The organism is Mycoplana sp. MJR14 (genome assembly GCF_029210525.1).
GTDB lineage: Bacteria > Pseudomonadota > Alphaproteobacteria > Rhizobiales > Rhizobiaceae > Mycoplana.
The window spans coordinates 104,047-119,550 of record NZ_JARGEO010000007.1; the positions used below are offsets into that span (position 1 = coordinate 104,047).

The window sequence follows — 15,504 nt, forward strand, 5'->3', positions numbered from 1 at the left end:
GCAACGTGCAGAAGAAGAGCCCCGTCATCCTCGATCTGAAATTCGACCGGGAGCAGGTATCCGCCGCGCTCAAGGGGGCGTTCGCCGGCCGGGAGGTGATCGACCTGGCGCTTCCGGCCCATCGCAGCCGCGATCTTTCCGGGATCGACTATGCCGTCGTCTGGCGGCCCTCGGCCGATCTCTTCACCCGGGCTTCCAACCTCAAGGTGGTCTTTTCCGGCGGCGCCGGCGTCGATCACGTCATGACCCTGCCGGGTCTGCCGGATGTTCCGGTCGTCCGCTTCGTCGACCCGACGCTGACGAACCGGATGAGCGAATGGATCGTGATGCAGTGCCTGCTGCACCTGCGCCAGTTCAAGGCCTACGAGGCGCAGAACCGCAAGCGCTTCTGGCACGAGCTGGCCCAGCCGGAGGCCGCCCAGGTGACGGTCGGCATCATGGGCATGGGCGTGCTCGGCCAGGATGCGGCGCGCAAGCTGAAGATCATGGGCTTCGACGTCATCGGCTGGTCGCGGCGCAAGAAGGAGATCGAAGGCATCGAGACCTTCGACACGGCCGGGCTCGACGCATTCCTGGCCCGCACCGACATCCTGGTCGGACTGCTGCCGCTGACCGCCGAAACGCGCGGTCTTTTCAACGCTGCCCTGTTCGCACGGCTTCGCCGCAGGGGAGCCCTCGGCGGGCCGGTCTTCGTCAATGCCGGCCGTGGCGGCAGCCAGGTCGAGGCGGACCTGCTGGCAGCACTCGATCGCGGCGTCCTGGCCGGCGCCTCGCTCGACGTGTTCGAGACGGAGCCGCTGCCGCTGCAAAGCCCGCTCTGGACCCACGAGAAGATCTTCGTCACGCCGCATGCGGCCGCCGCATCCGATGTCGGCGCCCTGTTCGCCCATGTCGAGCGCCAGATGGCCCGCGTCGAAGCCGGCCAGCCGCTGGAGCACGTCGTCGACCGCGCCGCCGGCTACTGACCGCCGCGCGGAACGATCAGGTCGAGCCGGTCAGGGCCTGCGATAGCCGGTCGGTTGCTGATGCAGCCAGCCGATCCGTTCGATGGCGGCCGAAAGGCCCTCCCGGGCCACGTTCATCGTGTTGCCGTTGGCATGCAGGATCGTCTCTTCGTCCTCCATGATCGCCACGTGGCCCTTCCAGAACACCAGGTCGCCGCGCCGGAGGTCGGCCCGGTCGATCGGGCTTCCGAGCCCGGCCGCCTGCATGTCGGAATCGCGCGGCACGGATCGGCCCGTCATCAGCATCGCAAGCTGGACCAGCCCGGAGCAGTCGATGCCGAAGCCGCTCCGGCCGCCCCACAGGTAGGGCGTCTCCAGAAGCCGCGCGGCGATCGAAACGTAGTCGTCGCCGATCGGCCGGCCGGCCGCTGCGCAATGGGCGGCCACGACATGTTGTCCGCCGTCGAGCGTCAGGTAGCGCGTGCCCCGGGTTTCGGTCTCGCCGACGACGTTTAGCCGACTACCGAGCGAGAGCGCGAAGGCGGCGGGGGTGCGCAGGTCCGCGCCGCTGTAGGCAAAGGTCCGCGGGACGGCAACGACGTGCGTCGCATCCGGGGCGGCCTCGCGGAGGGCGCTTTCCGGCAGGTATCCGACATAGCCGTCGAGATCGGCCTTGACCCAGGCCCAGCCGTCCGCCCTGTCCAGCACGCGCAGCGTCTCCCCGTAGAGGAGTTCGGTATCGATGCCGGCGCCGGCGTCCGGTCGGGGCCGCAGCGCCACGACGGCTGCGGAAACCGTCGCCGGCGTGCCGGCCGTATAGCGCGGGGCGTCGAGGCGTCCCCGCAGCGCCTCTTCGGCGAGATCGGGGCGATAGGCGTTCAGACGGCGATCGGGCAGGGCGTTCATGACGGTCTCACTGGGTCAGCGAACGGCCGCGCCCGATGATCAGGTCGCCGAGCCGTTCAAGATAGAGCGCACCGTCGATGGTGCGCTTGATGATGACGTTGCGCCGGTCGCGCTCGTCGCGTTCGCGGGTCACCAGTCCGAGCGCGCCCATCGTGTCCAGCGCCCGGGTGATGACCGGCTTCGTCACGTCGAGCTTGGCGGCGAGGCCGCGGACGGTGTGCGGCGGCGGCACGAGGTAGATCTCGAGGAGGATCGCCAGCTGCCGCAGGCTGAGATCGCGTTCGTCCAGCCTGACCTGCTGCATCGATACGGAATGCCATAGGCCGAGCGCCTGCGAGGCAGAGAGTTCCAGGGGCAAGTCGGTCTCCGGTCGGGTATCGCAACGTCGTTACGGTACCGGATCGTTCCCGTCATGGGAATAGGCTTGATTTGGCCCCGCCCGGACCCCTTGCGCGCAAGCGCGCCCGGCGACGCCGTTATCCCGCCAGCGACCGCAGGTGATGGTAGAGCGCCCGGATCGCCTGGGCTTCGCCGCCGATCGGCGAATGCGGCCGCTCGGTGGGGGCCCAGCCGTAGATGTCGAAATGCGCCCAGCTCTTTGTCCGCGTCACGAAGCGCTTGAGGAAGAGCGCAGCCGTGATCGCGCCGGCCATGCCGCCGGCGGGTGCATTCGTGATGTCGGCGATCCGGGCGGAGATGTCCTTGTCGTAGCCCATGTAGAGCGGCATCCGCCAGAGCGGGTCGTCGACCGAGAGGCTGGCGTCCCTCAACTCGCGCGCAAGGTCATCGTCGTCGGTGAAGAACGGCGGCAGGTCGGGTCCGAGCGCCACACGTGCGGCCCCGGTCAGCGTCGCCATGTCGATCAGCAGCTCCGGCTCCTCCTCGTCGGCGAGCGCAAGCGCATCGGCCAGGATCAGCCGGCCCTCGGCATCGGTGTTGTCGATCTGCACGGTCAGGCCCTTGCGGCTGCGATAGATGTCGCCGGGCCTGAAGGCATTGGCGGAAATCGAGTTCTCGACCACCGGCAGGAGCACCCGCAGGTCGATCTTCAGCTTGGCATCCATGATCATCAGGGCGAGCCCCATGACGTTTGCCGCGCCGCCCATGTCCTTCTTCATCAGGAGCATGGAAGCGGCAGGCTTGATGTCGAGGCCGCCGGTGTCGAAGCAGACGCCCTTGCCGACCAGCGTCACCCTGCGGTGGCCCTTCTTGCCCCAGCGCAGCTCCAGCAGGCGCGGTGCCTCGGCAGAGGCCCGGCCGACGGTGTGGATCAGCGGGAAGTTCTCCTTCAGCAGGTCGTCGCCGCGGACGACCGTGACCTTGGCCTTGTAGTGCTCGGCGAGCGCCCGGAAGGCGTCCTCGAGCGCATCCGGGCCCATGTCGTTCGTCGGCGTGTTGATCAGGTCGCGGGCGAGGAAGACCCCGGCGAGCTGCCGCTTGATGTCGGCGGCGTCGGCGTCGGTGGGGATCATCAGCGTCGGCGCGTCCTTGTTCGCCTCGCGATAGCGCTCGAAGCGGTAGCTGCCGAGGCCGTAGCCGAGCGCGAGCCGGTTTGCCGTCAGCGGCGCGGTCTCGACATGCCAGTCGCCGGCCGGCAGCGTGCGCGCCAGCTTTCCGGCCAGGAACGGCGTCTCCGAGGGCGTCTTGCCGAGGCCGAACAGCGCGCCGCCCAGATGGCCGTCGTCCGTCGGGACGAGCAGCAGCGAACCCACGTCGGCCTTGAAGCCCGCCTTGCGGGCCCAGTCCAGCGCCACCGGATCGATCGTGCCGGTCTCGATATGCGCCGGGGTGATGGCGAAGATCGGAAGCGTCTTTCCGCCGCGGCTGTTGAAGGGGGACGGGCGGTCGATGAACTGGTAGGGAGCCATGGCAGAGCCTTTGCGGTACGGTCCGGGAATCGGCGAATTAACACTCCGTTAGGGTTAACAGAATATTGCTGGAGTGAGGATTGCGGCGTGATTCTTCGAAGGGGCGCCGCAGGAGACATTCTGGGGAACGCACATGCCTGGCTCCGCACATTCACGATCGCTTGGCCGAAAACTTGCCCTGACGACGGCGACCGCCCTCCTGGCGGCGATGCTCGCGGGATGTCAGACCGGACCCAGCCGGGAGACAACCGGCTCCATCCCGAAGATGTCGAAGCCGGTGACGGAGATGAATGCCGGCGAACTGGCGAGGGCGGCCGAAAGCGTCGGAAAGGCCTACGAAAAGAACCCCAAGGATCGCCAGGCCGGCCTCAACTATGCAAACCTTCTGCGCATGACCGGCCGCAACGACCAGGCGCTTGCCGTCATGCAGCAGGTGGCGATCTTCCACCCGACCGATCGCGAGGTGCTTGCGGCCTACGGAAAATCGCAGGCCGCCGCCGGCCAGCTCGAGCAGGCGCTCAGCACGATCCAGCGGGCGCAGACGCCGGATCGTCCCGACTGGCGGCTGAAGTCCGCCGAGGGCGCGATCCTCGACCAGCTCGGTCGTGCGCCCGAGGCCCGCAACCGCTATCGCGAGGCGCTCGACCTGAAGCCGAACGAACCCTCGGTGCTGTCCAACCTCGGCATGTCCTATCTTCTCGTGCGCGACCTGAAGACCGCCGAAACCTACCTGCGCTCCGCAGCGCAGCAGCCCGGCGCGGATTCCAGCGTCCGGCAGAACCTGGCGCTCGCGATCGGCCTGCAGGGGCGTTTCGACGAGGCGCAGCAGATCGCACGGCAGGAACTCAGCGCCGAACAGGCGGAGGCGAACGTCGCCTATCTCCGCGGCATGCTTTCTCAGCAGAACGCCTGGAAGCAGCTCGCCCAGAACGACGACAACAACACCAACTGATCGCGCAATCGGCCGTTGCTGCAGATGTGCGCTGCGGACCGGGGCATTGGCGGCCGGCCGCGCGCACCAGCGCGTTGTCTTGGCAATGATCGTTGACCGTTGCGGCGGGAAACCAGCGCGGCTTGTCCGGAATTGGCGTCGTGCGGGGGCGGGCGTGGCTGCATGTCCGGCCGCCGCCGCTCTGCGGGCAGCGCACCCGACCCTCGGGCGGCTGCTTAGAACGTATCCGCCACCTGGATGCCGGCGGGGCCGAGAATGACGGCGATCAGCACCGGCAGGAAGAACACGATCATCGGCACGGTGAGCTTCGGCGGCAGCGCCGCCGCCTTCTTCTCCGCCTCGTTCATGCGCTGGTCGCGGCTTTCCTGCGCCAGCACGCGCAGTGCCTGGGCGATCGGCGTGCCGTAGCGCTCGGCCTGGATCAGCGCCTGCATCACCGCCTTGACGATGTCGAGGCCCGTGCGGGTGCCGAGGTTCTCATAGGCGACGCGCCGGTCCTGCAGGAAGGAGAGCTCCGCGGTCGTCAGCACCAGTTCCTCGGCAAGCTCGGATGAAGCCGCGGCGATCTCGTCGGCCACGCGGCGCAGCGCCACCTCCATCGACACGCCCGATTCCACGCAGATCAGCAGCAGGTCGAGGGCGTCCGGCCAGGCGCGCTTGATCGACAGCTGCCGCTTGGAGACACGGTTGGAGATGAAGATGTTCGGAGCATAGAAGCCGAGATAGGCGGCGCCGATCGCCGCCAGGATGCGGATCGCGAGCGGCTTGTCCCCCAGATGCCCGAGATAGAAGATGTAGAAGGCGCCGACGGCGAAGAACACGAAGGGCAGGACGAAGCGGGCGAAGAGGAAGATGTTCAGCGCGTTCTGCGACCGGTAGCCGGCCTGGCGCAGCCGGTTGATCGTGCCGCTGTCGACCAGCGCCTCCCTCAGGTTCAGCCGCTCGACCACCTGGCGGACAGAGCTGTTCTGCTGCGAGCGCAGCGAGCCGCGTCCCTGCGGCCCCTCGGCGTTCAGCCGGGCCCGCTCCCGCGCGCGGATCTGGTCGCGCTCGAGCGCCACCGACTTCATGCGCTTGTCGAGGTCGCCGCGCTCGAAATAGGGCGCCGCCAGCGTGTAGAAGGTCGCCAGCACCGCGATGACCACGAACACCGGCAGCAGGATGTCGGGATTGGTGAGGGTCGCCGCCAGTTCCTTCATCGCGCCATATCCTTCCTCAGATGTCGAAGTTGATCATCTTGCGCATCATCAGGATGCCGATCGTCATCCAGACGGCGGAAGCGCCGAGGATGAGATGGCCGCGCGGATCGATGAAGATGACCTTGATGTAGTCGGGCGTCGTCAGGTAGACGAGCAGCATCACGATCAGCGGCAGCGCGCCGATGATGACCGCGGACGCCTTGGCCTCCATCGACAGCGCATCGACCTTCGCCCGCATCTTGCGCCGCTCGCGCAGGACGCGCGACAGGTTGCCGAGCGCCTCGGAAAGATTGCCGCCGGCCTGGCTCTGGATCGCGATCACGATCGAGAAGAAGTTCACCTCCTGCAGGGGAATGTAGGTGAACATGCGGGCGCAGGCGTCCGGAACGCTGAGGCCCATCTGCTGGGATTCGACGACGCGGCGGAACTCGGACCGGACCGGTTCCTGGCCCTCGGCCGCGATCAGGCGCAGCGCGTCCGTCAGCGGCAGGCCGGACTTGATCGAGCGCACCATCACGTCGAGCGAGTTCGGAAACTCTTCCAGAAACTTGTTCATCCGCCGCTTGACCATGAAGTTCAGCACCCAGCGGGGGACACCGACGCCGGCGATGAAGAGAAGCCCGCCGGCGACGACCGCAGGCGCGCCGGCGACGAAGGCGGCGGCCGCCATGAATAGGCCGAAGCCGATGCCGATCAGGGTGAACTGCGTCGGGCTCAGCGACAGGCCGGCCTGCGACAGCTTCGACTTCAGGGTAGGCGCCGCCTTCTTGCTGCGCTCCTGCTGCTTTTTCTCCAGATCCTTCAGCGAATCCTGGACGGATTTGCGCCGCTTCGACATCTCCTGCATGCGCTCGCGCGCCGCCTTGACCTTGTTCTGGTCGGTCTCGGCGGATTTCACCTTATTGACGCGGCTTTCGGCCTTTTTCTCGGTCTCGATGCGGGAGAACAGCAGGCCGTAGCCGAGCGCGCCGGCGGCCACGGCCGCGAGCGCGATGATCGCTACGATGGTGAGATCCAGTCCGAACATCGGTCCCCCGCGGCTATGCCACTTTTTCCATCATGTCGAGCGTCGAGGCGAGACGTCGCTCCTCGTTGAAGTAACGTGCGCGGTCCCAGAAGTTGGGCTTGCCGATGCCAGTGCCGACATGGCGGCCGATGATGCGGCCGTTGGCGTCCTCGCCCTCCATCTCGAAGCGCATCAGGTCCTGGGTGACGATGACGTCGCCCTCCATGCCGACCACCTCGGTGATGTGGGTGATGCGGCGCGAGCCGTCGCGCAGGCGCGAGGCCTGGATGATCACGTCGATCGAGCCGGCGATGATCTCGCGCACCGTCTTGGCCGGCAGCGTGTAGCCGCCCATCGCGATCATCGATTCCATGCGGCTTAAGCATTCGCGCGGCGAGTTGGCGTGGATCGTGCCCATTGAGCCGTCGTGGCCGGTGTTCATCGCCTGCAGCAGGTCGAACACCTCCGGTCCGCGCACTTCGCCGACGATGATCCGCTCCGGACGCATGCGCAGGCAGTTCTTGATCAGGTCGCGCATGGTGATCTCGCCCTCGCCCTCGATGTTCGGGGGGCGGGTTTCGAGGCGCACCACATGCGGCTGCTGCAGCTGCAGTTCCGCCGAGTCCTCGCAGGTGATCACGCGCTCGTCGGCATCGATGTAGCGGGTCATGCAGTTCAGGAGCGTCGTCTTGCCCGAGCCGGTACCGCCGGAAATGACGAGATTGCAGCGGACCCGGCCGATGATCTGCAGAAGCGTGGAGCCCTCCGGCGTGATCGAGCCGAACTTCACGAGCTGGTCGAGCGTCAGCTTGTCCTTCTTGAACTTGCGGATGGTGAGCGCCGTGCCGTCGATCGCCAGCGGCGGGGCGATGACGTTGACGCGCGAGCCGTCGGGAAGGCGCGCGTCGCAGATCGGGCTCGATTCGTCGACGCGGCGGCCGACCTGGCTGACGATGCGCTGGCAGATCGACAGGAGCTGCGCGTTGTCGCGGAAGCGGATCTCCGATTCCTGCACCTTGCCGCCCACTTCGATATAGGTCCGTCCCGCGCCGTTGACCATGATGTCGGCGATGTCGTCGCGGGCGAGCAGCGGCTCGAGCGGGCCGTAGCCGAGCACGTCGTTGCAGATGTCGTCGAGCAGTTCCTCCTGCTCGGAGATCGACATCGCGAAATTCTTGATGGTGATGATGTCGTTGACGATGTCGCGGATTTCCTCGCGCGCGCTCTCCGTATCGAGCTTGGCGAGCTGCGACAGGTCGATCGTGTCGATCAGCGCCGAGAACACCTGCGACTTGGTATCGTAGTAGTCCTCCGTGCGCGGCATCTTCTTGCGCGCGATCGGCGAGGGCTGATGGGGCGGTGGTGCCGACGCGATCGCGGCTTCCCGCACCGGCTCGGCAGCCACCGGCGCCGCCGCGCGTTCGACCGGAGCCGGGGTCGGGGCGGCCTGCGGCGGATGGCCGGCGGGGCCGCCACTCTTTCCAAAGCCTTCGTTTCCGCGTCTACCGAACATGCCGTTTCATCCAGTCCTGTGCCGGGCCTTGCCGGGTGTCATTTGCGGCCGAGCATTCCCAGCACCTTGCCGAGTCCGCCCTTCTTGGGTTTCTTGACCGTGGCGCGCCCGGTGACGACGTGCGCGATCTGGGAGAAGGTCTCCGCAGCCGGTGATTTCCTGTCCATCTCGGCGATCATCCGCCCGCTGTTGGCAGCGGCGCCGAAGAGCTGCGCGTCGAAGGGAATGATGGCGATCGGCTGGGTCTCCAGCGGATCGCAGAAGTCGTTCGGTGCGATCTCCGGGCGCTTCGGCATGCCGACCTGGTTGAGGATCAGATGCGGCGTGCGGTCGTTCGGCCTGAGCTTCTTCAAGGCGTCGAAGATGTTCTTCGCATTGCGCAGGTTCGCCAGGTCCGGGACGGCGGTGACCACCACCTCGTCGACCTCCGCAAGCAGCGCGCGCGTCCATTCCGACCAGGCATGCGGAACGTCGAGCACGTTCACCGGTGCGCTCCTCTGCAGCACCTCCATCATCGGTTGGAACGAGCCGCGCTCCAGTTCGTAGGCCCGGTCGAGCGTGGACGGCGCGGCCAGCAGCGACAGGTGATCGGAGCATTTCGCCAGCAGTCGGTCGAGGAAGACCTCGTCCAGCCGCTCCGGCGTATAGACCGCCTCGGCCATGCCCTGGGCCGGGTCCTGGTCGAAATTGATGTTGGCGGTGCCGAAGGGCAGGTCGAGGTCGGCGAGCACCACCTCGGTGGAAAACAGGTTCGAGATGTCCCAGGCGCAGTTGTGGGCGATGGTGGACGAGCCGACGCCGCCCTTGGCGCCGACGAAGGCGATGGTGCGTCCCAGCGGTTCGGCCTCGGGGTCGACGAAGATCGCCGAGACGGCGTTCAGCACCTCCGCCATGGCGACGGGAGCGACCAGATATTCGGAAATGCCGTTGCGGATCAGTTCGCGATAGAGCGAGATGTCGTTGTAGTGGCCGACGATGACGACCTTGGTGCTCGGGTCGCAGACCTCGGCCAGCGGCGCCAGCTCCTGCAGGATCGCCGAAGGCTCGGTGGAGCTCTCGAGGATGATCAGGTTCGGGGTCGGGGCGGTGGTGAACATGTTCACCGCGGTCTGGATCGTGCCGCTGTTGATCCGCAGGCTGACCTTCGACATCCGCCGGTCGCTGGCGCAGCGCTCCATCGTCTGCAGCATGCCGTCGCTTTCGCAGAAGGCGTGGATGGAGATGCGCGGAAGCGGGCGCACATGGTCGAGCTCGCCGGTGGCCGTACCTTCGTCGAGGTAGGCGTCGGAGGGTTGTCTCGCCTCTATTCCGTACTGGATGCTCGTCATCGTTGATGCCCCGTTACTGTCTGGCCAGCCGTGCGCCGCTCCGTCAGTCGTCCGTTCCGTTTTCGCGATAGTCCTGGATCGCCGTCGCCCGCCGCTCCGCATCGATCGGCGTCATGCCGCGCGGCCCGACCAGATCCATCGGGTTGGCGATCTGCGCTGCGAGGTTGGCCTGCGTCGCGCATCCGAAATTGTAGTACTGCCTGTTTTCCATCGTGTTCAGCGTCAGATCCTCCGGCCACTGGCCGCAGGTGTTCGTCTTGGCCGTCGTCGAGACGAAGGCGAGGCGGATCGGGGCGGCGTCGCCCTGTCCGGCCGCGCCGTAGGCCGTCTCGATGATGAGCTTGTTCGGCACGCCCTCGTTGACGAGCGTCGCGCGGACCTGCTTGCGCAGCGCGGCGGCGGCACCCGCATTCGCCGAACCCTGCGGCAGCATGATCTGCACCGTGCCCTTGGACTTCGACTTGTAGTCCTGCGCGAAGCCGCGGATGTTGTCGCGCATCGGAAGGGTCAGCGAACGGTCGCCGGAGGCGACGGGAACGTCCAGCGTATGCTCGGCCTCGGTCAGCACGATCGGGTGGCGTGTACGGTAGTCGTCCGGGATCGATGACGTCGTGACCGCATCCTTGGAGGCGCAGCCGGCGAGCATCGCCGCGGAGAGGACGAGCGTCAGCGGAAGAATGCGATGGAACACCATCGGGCGGAGCCTTTCGGAAGGGGGCTGGAAGCGTGTGTGTGCGGTCATGTCCGTTCCCCGGTCACTTGTAGATGAAGCCGACGGCGCCGTTGTAGGTCCCGGCGGGCACGCCGGCCTCTTTGCGGCCGTAGATCTGGTTGACCCGGCCGAGGAAGAAGCTTGCCGCATCGTTCGTCGGGTTGAAGTTGTCGTCCGGCCGGTTCAGCTCGTTGCGGGCCACCGGGCGCACGAGATAGGGCGTCGCGATGATGACCATTTCCGTCTCGTTGCGCAGGAAGTCCTTCGAGCGGAACAGCGTGCCGAGCACGGGGATCTTGGACAGTCCGGGGAAACCGGTCATCGCCTGGCGGATTTCTTCTCTCACCAGGCCGGCGATCACGATCGAGCCGCCCGAGGGAAGCTCCACGCTCGTTGACGCCTCGCGCCTGCGGATCGACATCGCGGTGACGGCGGGAATGGTGAGGTTGCTGCCGGTGTTGACGGTACCTTCGAACGTCGGCTCGGAGACCTCCGTGTCGACCCGCAGGCTGATGCGGCCGGCAGACAGCACGACGGGCTTGAAGTTGAGACGGATCCCGTATTCCACTTCCTCGTTCGTGCGCGAGATCTTGCCCTCCTCGTCGACCTCCTGCTCGACGGGGCGCCAGAATTCGCCGCCGACATAGAAGCTGGCGTTTTCGCCGGAGATCGCCGTCAGGCTCGGCTCGGCAAGGGTCCGCATCACGCCGGCCTGTTCCATGGCGTTGACGTAGGTGGCGATATTGGTGCCGCCGATGCTGCCGGACAGACTGCCGTTGGCGATCCAGTCGATCGCACCGCCAAGGTTGGAGGGATTGCGGAAGGCGATGCCGCCGTCACTGCCGCTGACCGAGCCGTTGAAGCCCAGCTGTTTCAGCACCTGCCGGCTGACCTCGGCGACGGTGATCTTCAGCGTGACCTGGTCCTCGCCGTCGATCTTCAGCATGTTGACGACCTGCGACTTCTGCCGTTCTTCGCCGAAGATCGCCGCATCGCCGTTGTTGCCCTGGGCCGTCACGGTACGGGTGGTCGCCTCACCGCCGGTGAGGAAGATGTCGGCGAGACGGGCGGCCTGCAGCGCGTCCTGCGGCGTGCGCACCGTGCCGGTCAGCACGATGTTGTCGGAGATGATCTCGACCGAGATGTCGGAATCCGGAATGAACCGGCGCAGATGCTCTTCGAGGCCGGTGATGTCGCGCTCGACGGCGAGATCGAGGCTGACGATCTCCTCGCCGTTCGGCCCGAAGATGAAGACGTTGGTCTGGCCGATCTCCTTGCCGAAGATGTAGATGCGTCGCGAGGTACGGGTGACCGCGTCCGCCTTCATCGGGTCGGCGACCAGGATGTCGTGCGCGTCGGTCGGCAGGTCCACGACGATCGCCTTGTTGAGCCCGAGTTTCAGCGACTTGCGTGCCCCCGGGCCTGCGTCGGTGATCCGGACCAGGCTGGTCGAGGCGGCGGCGCGCGCCATGTCGATGGCATGGCCGCCATTGACCACCGCTGCCGGCATGCCCGAGAAGGCAAGGCAGAAGGTCATCCCGCCGGCGACCGAAGTCCGAAATTTCTTTCCGATTCCTCGCACTGTGCGCTCCTGCTTCACTGGTTGGCCGCGGCCGTACCCGACCGGACGATTTCACCGGACTTGATGACCTGGATGATGGGGGAGCCCTCGCCTCCGCTCAGCAGGTAGTCGGCCGCCTTCGTGTCTTCTTCCTGCGCGTCGGCGACGCTGCGCAACGCCAGCTGCAGCCGCTCGGCCATCTGCTGCGCGACCGTGATCACCTTGGACTGATCCGGCGTCAGCTCGAGCGTCGCCGTCGTTCCGACGACCGTCTTCTTGCCGTCCTCGCTCTCCTGGATCTGCTGGTCGATCGCGAGCACCCGCACGTTGCTGAGGATGGTCTCGGTGATCTTGGCGTCGTCGTCGCCTTCGCGGACCATGATCACGTCGACGCGGTCGTTCGGCAGGATGAAGCCGCCGGCGCCGGTCGCAACCGAGATCTCCGTCGATACCGCGCGCTTTCCGGCCGGCAGCAGCGACGACATGATCTTGCTGTTCGAGTCGGCGATCTTCTCCTGGCGGATCGGTTCGCCGTTGAAGATCGGCATGCGCACGACGGCGCCCGCGAGCTTCTCCACCGCGTCCGGTCGGTTCTCCTCGGTGATGAAGCCTTCGACGACGTTCTTCTCAGGCCAGGCGCTCCAGCCGAACGAGTCGCCGTTGAGGCGCGCGCCGATCGGCAGGCTCTGCGTTGCCACGAGCACGTTGATGGTCGGCTCCCGTTCGACGACGGGCTTGGCGACCGAGATGCGGTTGCCGCGGGCGAGCTGCAGGGCGAGATAGCCCGCAACGCCCGCCGAAAGGACGGCGACTGCCAGAATGATGATTCGCGCCGGTTTCATGGTTGGCCCCTGGACGTGCGAGATTGCATCGTCACATTGACCACCAATTGGTATAATTATGGTTAATGACTTGCTTATGAGCGTGGTTAACAGGCGCTTAAATGCCGCTCACCACGGGGCTATCGCGTTCTGCTAATGCAATCGACGGCTGAAAGGCGTATGCGCGCTGCAGGCGGCAACGGGGCGGCGGGCAAGGTCACCGGTGACCTTGCGCTTCAAGTCTTCGACGGTGTCAGTGGAGGCGGGCGAGCGCGGCCTGCATCAGCGGCGAAGCCGGATAAGTGACGAAGGCGGCAATTCCGATCGCGATCCCGTAGGGCACCTTTTTCGCGGTCAGCAGGTGGTTCGGGACCGGTAGGCCGGATGCCAGGATCATATCGGTCCGGGCCCGCAGCGCGAGCAGAAGTAGCGTCAGGGCTCCACCGTACATGGAGACATGGATGACAAAGGACAGGAGCGAGGGCGTCATGCCGAACCAGACGGCGCTTGCTGTCAGCAGCTTGGCATCGCCGCCGCCCATGACGTTCAATGCGAACAGCCCAAAGCAGATGCCAAAGACGATAAGGCCGGCGAGCAGGTGAGTACCTATCTCGGCGACGGATAGCCCGGCGAGCGGCGCCACGATGATGAACGTGGCCAGGAGGATGGCCGAAACCCGGTTCGGGATGGTCATCGTGAAGAAATCGGAGAAGGCCGCGATCGCAAGGCACAGCGGAAAGACGACAAAGATGGCTGCTTCCGTCATAGGTTTCTCCTCCCCTCGGGCTTATCCCATCGACAGGGAACATGCCTGCTATCGATGAAGACTTCCTAAAAAAGCAAGACCGCCTTCCAGTGGAGGAAGGCGGTCGATCATTTATGTTCCGATGTCGGCTTTGGCGCTTATTCGCCGCCGCCACCAGCGCCGCCGGCGGCTTCCTGGTTTGCGGCGTCAACCCGACCAGCGATGGTGTCAAAGGTCGTCGACAGATTGTCGCCGAGCGTGGTTGCTGCGGTGATGATGGCGACGGAGATCAGGGCGGCGATCAGGCCGTATTCGATGGCGGTCGCGCCGGATTCGTCTTTCAGGAAGCGAGCGAAGATCTTGGTCATGGGAGTTTCTCCTATCCACGATGTTGGTTCAGCACGTCCGACAACTGTTTTCCGTTGTTCGGATGACTGCAACCTACACGCGCCGCATTGCCACCTGCTTAAGGAAGGCGGTTACCGTTCCGTTAACGCGGACTGACCGATATTGTGGTAAACAATAGTGCAACGGAGCGCGCCCGCACGGTGGATGTTCCGGAGCCGCGGGCGAGCGGGCGATTTTAAAGCCGGGATCGGCGCGCGGGCTTTGAGATGCGATTCTTCGGTACGCTCGGTGTCGCCCGGCGGGTCAGTGAAGGACTCACGAAAAAGCCGGCCGGCTTAAGGGATCGTTCACCATTCGCGGCCATGCTCAGCACAAGCCGCAGCGTCAGGATTCTGCTAGATGAGAACCGTCGGGACTTTTGCCACCTCCAGGGCCATGCGTCTGGGTATCGGGCTTCTGCTCGCGCAGTCCTGCATGGTCGCGGGCGGCGCCCGGGCGGAAGACGGCGAAATGATGCGCGTCTACATGGATCACGCGCGCGTGCTGAAGCTGGACCGCCCCGTCAGCAAGGTCATCGTCGGCAATGCGGAGGTGGCCGACGCGACCGTCGCCGACTCGACGACGATCGTGTTGACCGGCCGGAATTTCGGCACCACCAATCTCGTGCTCCTCGATGCCGACGGCAATGCCATCGTCGACGAGCGCATCCTCGTCTCCATCGACGAGGGCAACACCGTCCGCGTGTTCCGCCAGACCGAACGCTCGGTGCTCTCCTGCACGCCGATCTGCGAACAGCACGCCAAGCGGGCGACCAGTTCCTCTCCCTGACGCCTGTGGCGTTCGAAACCGGGAAGCCGGTAGAATGCCAGCCTTCCCGCAAACGGAAAATAAACGGTCGATCGTTTAGTCTCGCGCCCATGCGCGGTCGAATGGTCGATGAAGGACCTTTTGGAACGACGCTTGGGGAAGGTGCCCTGCGCCCCGAAAGGGCCGGAGCGCGAGCGGAAGGTGAATCGGATCCATGACGGGAACGACCAGGCGACATGACAGGCCCTCCGGCCGGCTGCGGCGCTTCTTCTGCACGCGCGAAGGCGCCTCCTCACTGGAGTTTGCCATTCTGGCTCCGGTGTTCTTCGGCATTATCTTCGCGATCATCGAGACCTTCGTCGCCTATGCCGCGGAGCAGGTTCTGCTCAACGCCAACGATTCGATGGCGCGCAGGATCCGCATGGGCGAGATCACATTCGAGATGGACCGTCCGACGGACGTGGATAAGACGGAGTTCCGCACACTCTTTTGCGAGGAGCTTGTCGTCCTGTTGAGCTGCGACGAGAGCACCGACGAGCCGTCGCGTCTCCACATCGATGTCCGCAGCCTTGCGAATTTCGGGGGAGCCGCCGACGTCATGGAATGCCCGGACGCCGACACCTTCGCGCCCGGCGGCAAGCAGTCGACCAACATCGTACGCGCCTGCTACCGCTGGCCGATCATCGTCGACTACCTGCGGATGGTCTCGCTGCTGTACGGTCCGTCGGGTGAGACGATAGACGGGCAGAATCTGGTCGCCACGGCCGTATTCCGGAACGAGGATTACAAATGAG

The 15,504-nt window shown here is 65.8% G+C and carries 16 protein-coding genes; 4 read left to right on the forward strand and 12 right to left on the reverse strand.

Features of this window, described 5'->3' with window-relative positions:
- Positions 1 to 5: 5 nt before the first annotated feature.
- Entirely contained in the window at positions 6 to 965 is a 960-nt protein-coding gene (locus tag P0086_RS17195; protein WP_275787739.1) for a glyoxylate/hydroxypyruvate reductase A, read from the forward strand.
- A 30-nt stretch (positions 966 to 995) separates the two neighbouring features.
- Here P0086_RS17195 and P0086_RS17200 read toward each other — a convergent pair whose 3' ends face one another.
- From P0086_RS17200 to P0086_RS17210, 3 genes are all read right to left on the reverse strand, one after another.
- On the reverse strand, positions 996 to 1,850 hold the full coding sequence (locus P0086_RS17200; RefSeq protein WP_275787741.1) for an NlpC/P60 family protein: 855 nt from the start codon (positions 1,848 to 1,850) through the stop codon (positions 996 to 998).
- A gap of 7 nt (positions 1,851 to 1,857) precedes the next feature.
- On the reverse strand, positions 1,858 to 2,208 hold the full coding sequence (locus P0086_RS17205; RefSeq protein WP_112612686.1) for a MarR family winged helix-turn-helix transcriptional regulator: 351 nt from the start codon (positions 2,206 to 2,208) through the stop codon (positions 1,858 to 1,860).
- Between the two features lie 118 nt (positions 2,209 to 2,326).
- The gene (locus tag P0086_RS17210) at positions 2,327 to 3,718 is read right to left on the reverse strand and encodes a M17 family metallopeptidase (RefSeq protein WP_112594532.1); all 1,392 of its coding nucleotides are present in this window, start codon (positions 3,716 to 3,718) and stop codon (positions 2,327 to 2,329) included.
- A 133-nt stretch (positions 3,719 to 3,851) separates the two neighbouring features.
- Here P0086_RS17210 and P0086_RS17215 point away from each other — a divergent pair, with 133 nt between their 5' ends.
- Positions 3,852 to 4,670, forward strand: a complete 819-nt coding sequence (locus P0086_RS17215) for a tetratricopeptide repeat protein (RefSeq protein WP_275787744.1) — start codon at positions 3,852 to 3,854, stop codon at positions 4,668 to 4,670.
- A 215-nt stretch (positions 4,671 to 4,885) separates the two neighbouring features.
- On the opposite strand, the gene P0086_RS17220 is transcribed toward P0086_RS17215, so the two are convergent.
- The 9 genes from P0086_RS17220 to P0086_RS17260 form a co-directional block, all read right to left on the reverse strand.
- On the reverse strand, positions 4,886 to 5,869 hold the full coding sequence (locus P0086_RS17220; RefSeq protein ID WP_112594528.1) for a type II secretion system F family protein: 984 nt from the start codon (positions 5,867 to 5,869) through the stop codon (positions 4,886 to 4,888).
- Positions 5,870 to 5,885: 16 nt separating this feature from the next.
- Entirely contained in the window at positions 5,886 to 6,896 is a 1,011-nt protein-coding gene (locus tag P0086_RS17225; protein ID WP_112594526.1) for a type II secretion system F family protein, read from the reverse strand.
- A 13-nt stretch (positions 6,897 to 6,909) separates the two neighbouring features.
- Complete coding sequence (locus P0086_RS17230; RefSeq protein WP_112608803.1) at positions 6,910 to 8,388, reverse strand: CpaF family protein; 1,479 nt, start codon at positions 8,386 to 8,388, stop codon at positions 6,910 to 6,912.
- 38 nt (positions 8,389 to 8,426) lie between these two features.
- On the reverse strand, positions 8,427 to 9,716 hold the full coding sequence (locus tag P0086_RS17235; protein ID WP_112612682.1) for a CpaE family protein: 1,290 nt from the start codon (positions 9,714 to 9,716) through the stop codon (positions 8,427 to 8,429).
- A gap of 43 nt (positions 9,717 to 9,759) precedes the next feature.
- Positions 9,760 to 10,410: a CpaD family pilus assembly protein gene (locus P0086_RS17240; protein ID WP_162714720.1), complete on the reverse strand. Its 651-nt coding sequence runs from the start codon at positions 10,408 to 10,410 to the stop codon at positions 9,760 to 9,762.
- A gap of 61 nt (positions 10,411 to 10,471) precedes the next feature.
- Positions 10,472 to 12,010, reverse strand: a complete 1,539-nt coding sequence (locus P0086_RS17245; RefSeq protein ID WP_275787749.1) for a type II and III secretion system protein family protein — start codon at positions 12,008 to 12,010, stop codon at positions 10,472 to 10,474.
- Between the two features lie 14 nt (positions 12,011 to 12,024).
- The gene (gene cpaB / locus P0086_RS17250; protein ID WP_275787752.1) at positions 12,025 to 12,831 is read right to left on the reverse strand and encodes a Flp pilus assembly protein CpaB; all 807 of its coding nucleotides are present in this window, start codon (positions 12,829 to 12,831) and stop codon (positions 12,025 to 12,027) included.
- Positions 12,832 to 13,063: 232 nt separating this feature from the next.
- The gene (locus tag P0086_RS17255; RefSeq protein ID WP_275787755.1) at positions 13,064 to 13,576 is read right to left on the reverse strand and encodes a prepilin peptidase; all 513 of its coding nucleotides are present in this window, start codon (positions 13,574 to 13,576) and stop codon (positions 13,064 to 13,066) included.
- 137 nt (positions 13,577 to 13,713) lie between these two features.
- A complete protein-coding gene (locus tag P0086_RS17260; protein ID WP_275787758.1) occupies positions 13,714 to 13,923 on the reverse strand; it encodes a Flp family type IVb pilin in 210 nt (69 codons plus the stop codon).
- A gap of 415 nt (positions 13,924 to 14,338) precedes the next feature.
- On the opposite strand from P0086_RS17260, the gene P0086_RS17265 reads away from it, so the two are divergent.
- Positions 14,339 to 14,731, forward strand: a complete 393-nt coding sequence (locus tag P0086_RS17265; protein WP_275787995.1) for a pilus assembly protein N-terminal domain-containing protein — start codon at positions 14,339 to 14,341, stop codon at positions 14,729 to 14,731.
- A 193-nt stretch (positions 14,732 to 14,924) separates the two neighbouring features.
- On the forward strand, positions 14,925 to 15,503 hold the full coding sequence (locus P0086_RS17270) for a TadE/TadG family type IV pilus assembly protein (protein ID WP_275787761.1): 579 nt from the start codon (positions 14,925 to 14,927) through the stop codon (positions 15,501 to 15,503).
- Position 15,504 lies beyond the last annotated feature (1 nt).

Bases quoted from the DNA above. Each gene is read 5' to 3' on its own strand.
- P0086_RS17230 (WP_112608803.1), bottom strand. From the start codon at position 8,388: ATGTTCGGTAGACGCGGAAACGAAGGCTTTGGAAAGAGTGGCGGCCCC.
- P0086_RS17225 (WP_112594526.1), bottom strand. From the start codon at position 6,896: ATGTTCGGACTGGATCTCACCATCGTAGCGATCATCGCGCTCGCGGCC.
- P0086_RS17235 (WP_112612682.1), bottom strand. From the start codon at position 9,716: ATGACGAGCATCCAGTACGGAATAGAGGCGAGACAACCCTCCGACGCC.
- P0086_RS17260 (WP_275787758.1), bottom strand. From the start codon at position 13,923: ATGACCAAGATCTTCGCTCGCTTCCTGAAAGACGAATCCGGCGCGACC.
- P0086_RS17200 (WP_275787741.1), bottom strand. From the start codon at position 1,850: ATGAACGCCCTGCCCGATCGCCGTCTGAACGCCTATCGCCCCGATCTC.
- P0086_RS17270 (WP_275787761.1), top strand. From the start codon at position 14,925: ATGACGGGAACGACCAGGCGACATGACAGGCCCTCCGGCCGGCTGCGG.
- cpaB (WP_275787752.1), bottom strand. From the start codon at position 12,831: ATGAAACCGGCGCGAATCATCATTCTGGCAGTCGCCGTCCTTTCGGCG.
- P0086_RS17215 (WP_275787744.1), top strand. From the start codon at position 3,852: ATGCCTGGCTCCGCACATTCACGATCGCTTGGCCGAAAACTTGCCCTG.
- P0086_RS17240 (WP_162714720.1), bottom strand. From the start codon at position 10,410: ATGGTGTTCCATCGCATTCTTCCGCTGACGCTCGTCCTCTCCGCGGCG.
- P0086_RS17265 (WP_275787995.1), top strand. From the start codon at position 14,339: ATGCGTCTGGGTATCGGGCTTCTGCTCGCGCAGTCCTGCATGGTCGCG.
- P0086_RS17220 (WP_112594528.1), bottom strand. From the start codon at position 5,869: ATGAAGGAACTGGCGGCGACCCTCACCAATCCCGACATCCTGCTGCCG.
- P0086_RS17255 (WP_275787755.1), bottom strand. From the start codon at position 13,576: ATGACGGAAGCAGCCATCTTTGTCGTCTTTCCGCTGTGCCTTGCGATC.
- P0086_RS17210 (WP_112594532.1), bottom strand. From the start codon at position 3,718: ATGGCTCCCTACCAGTTCATCGACCGCCCGTCCCCCTTCAACAGCCGC.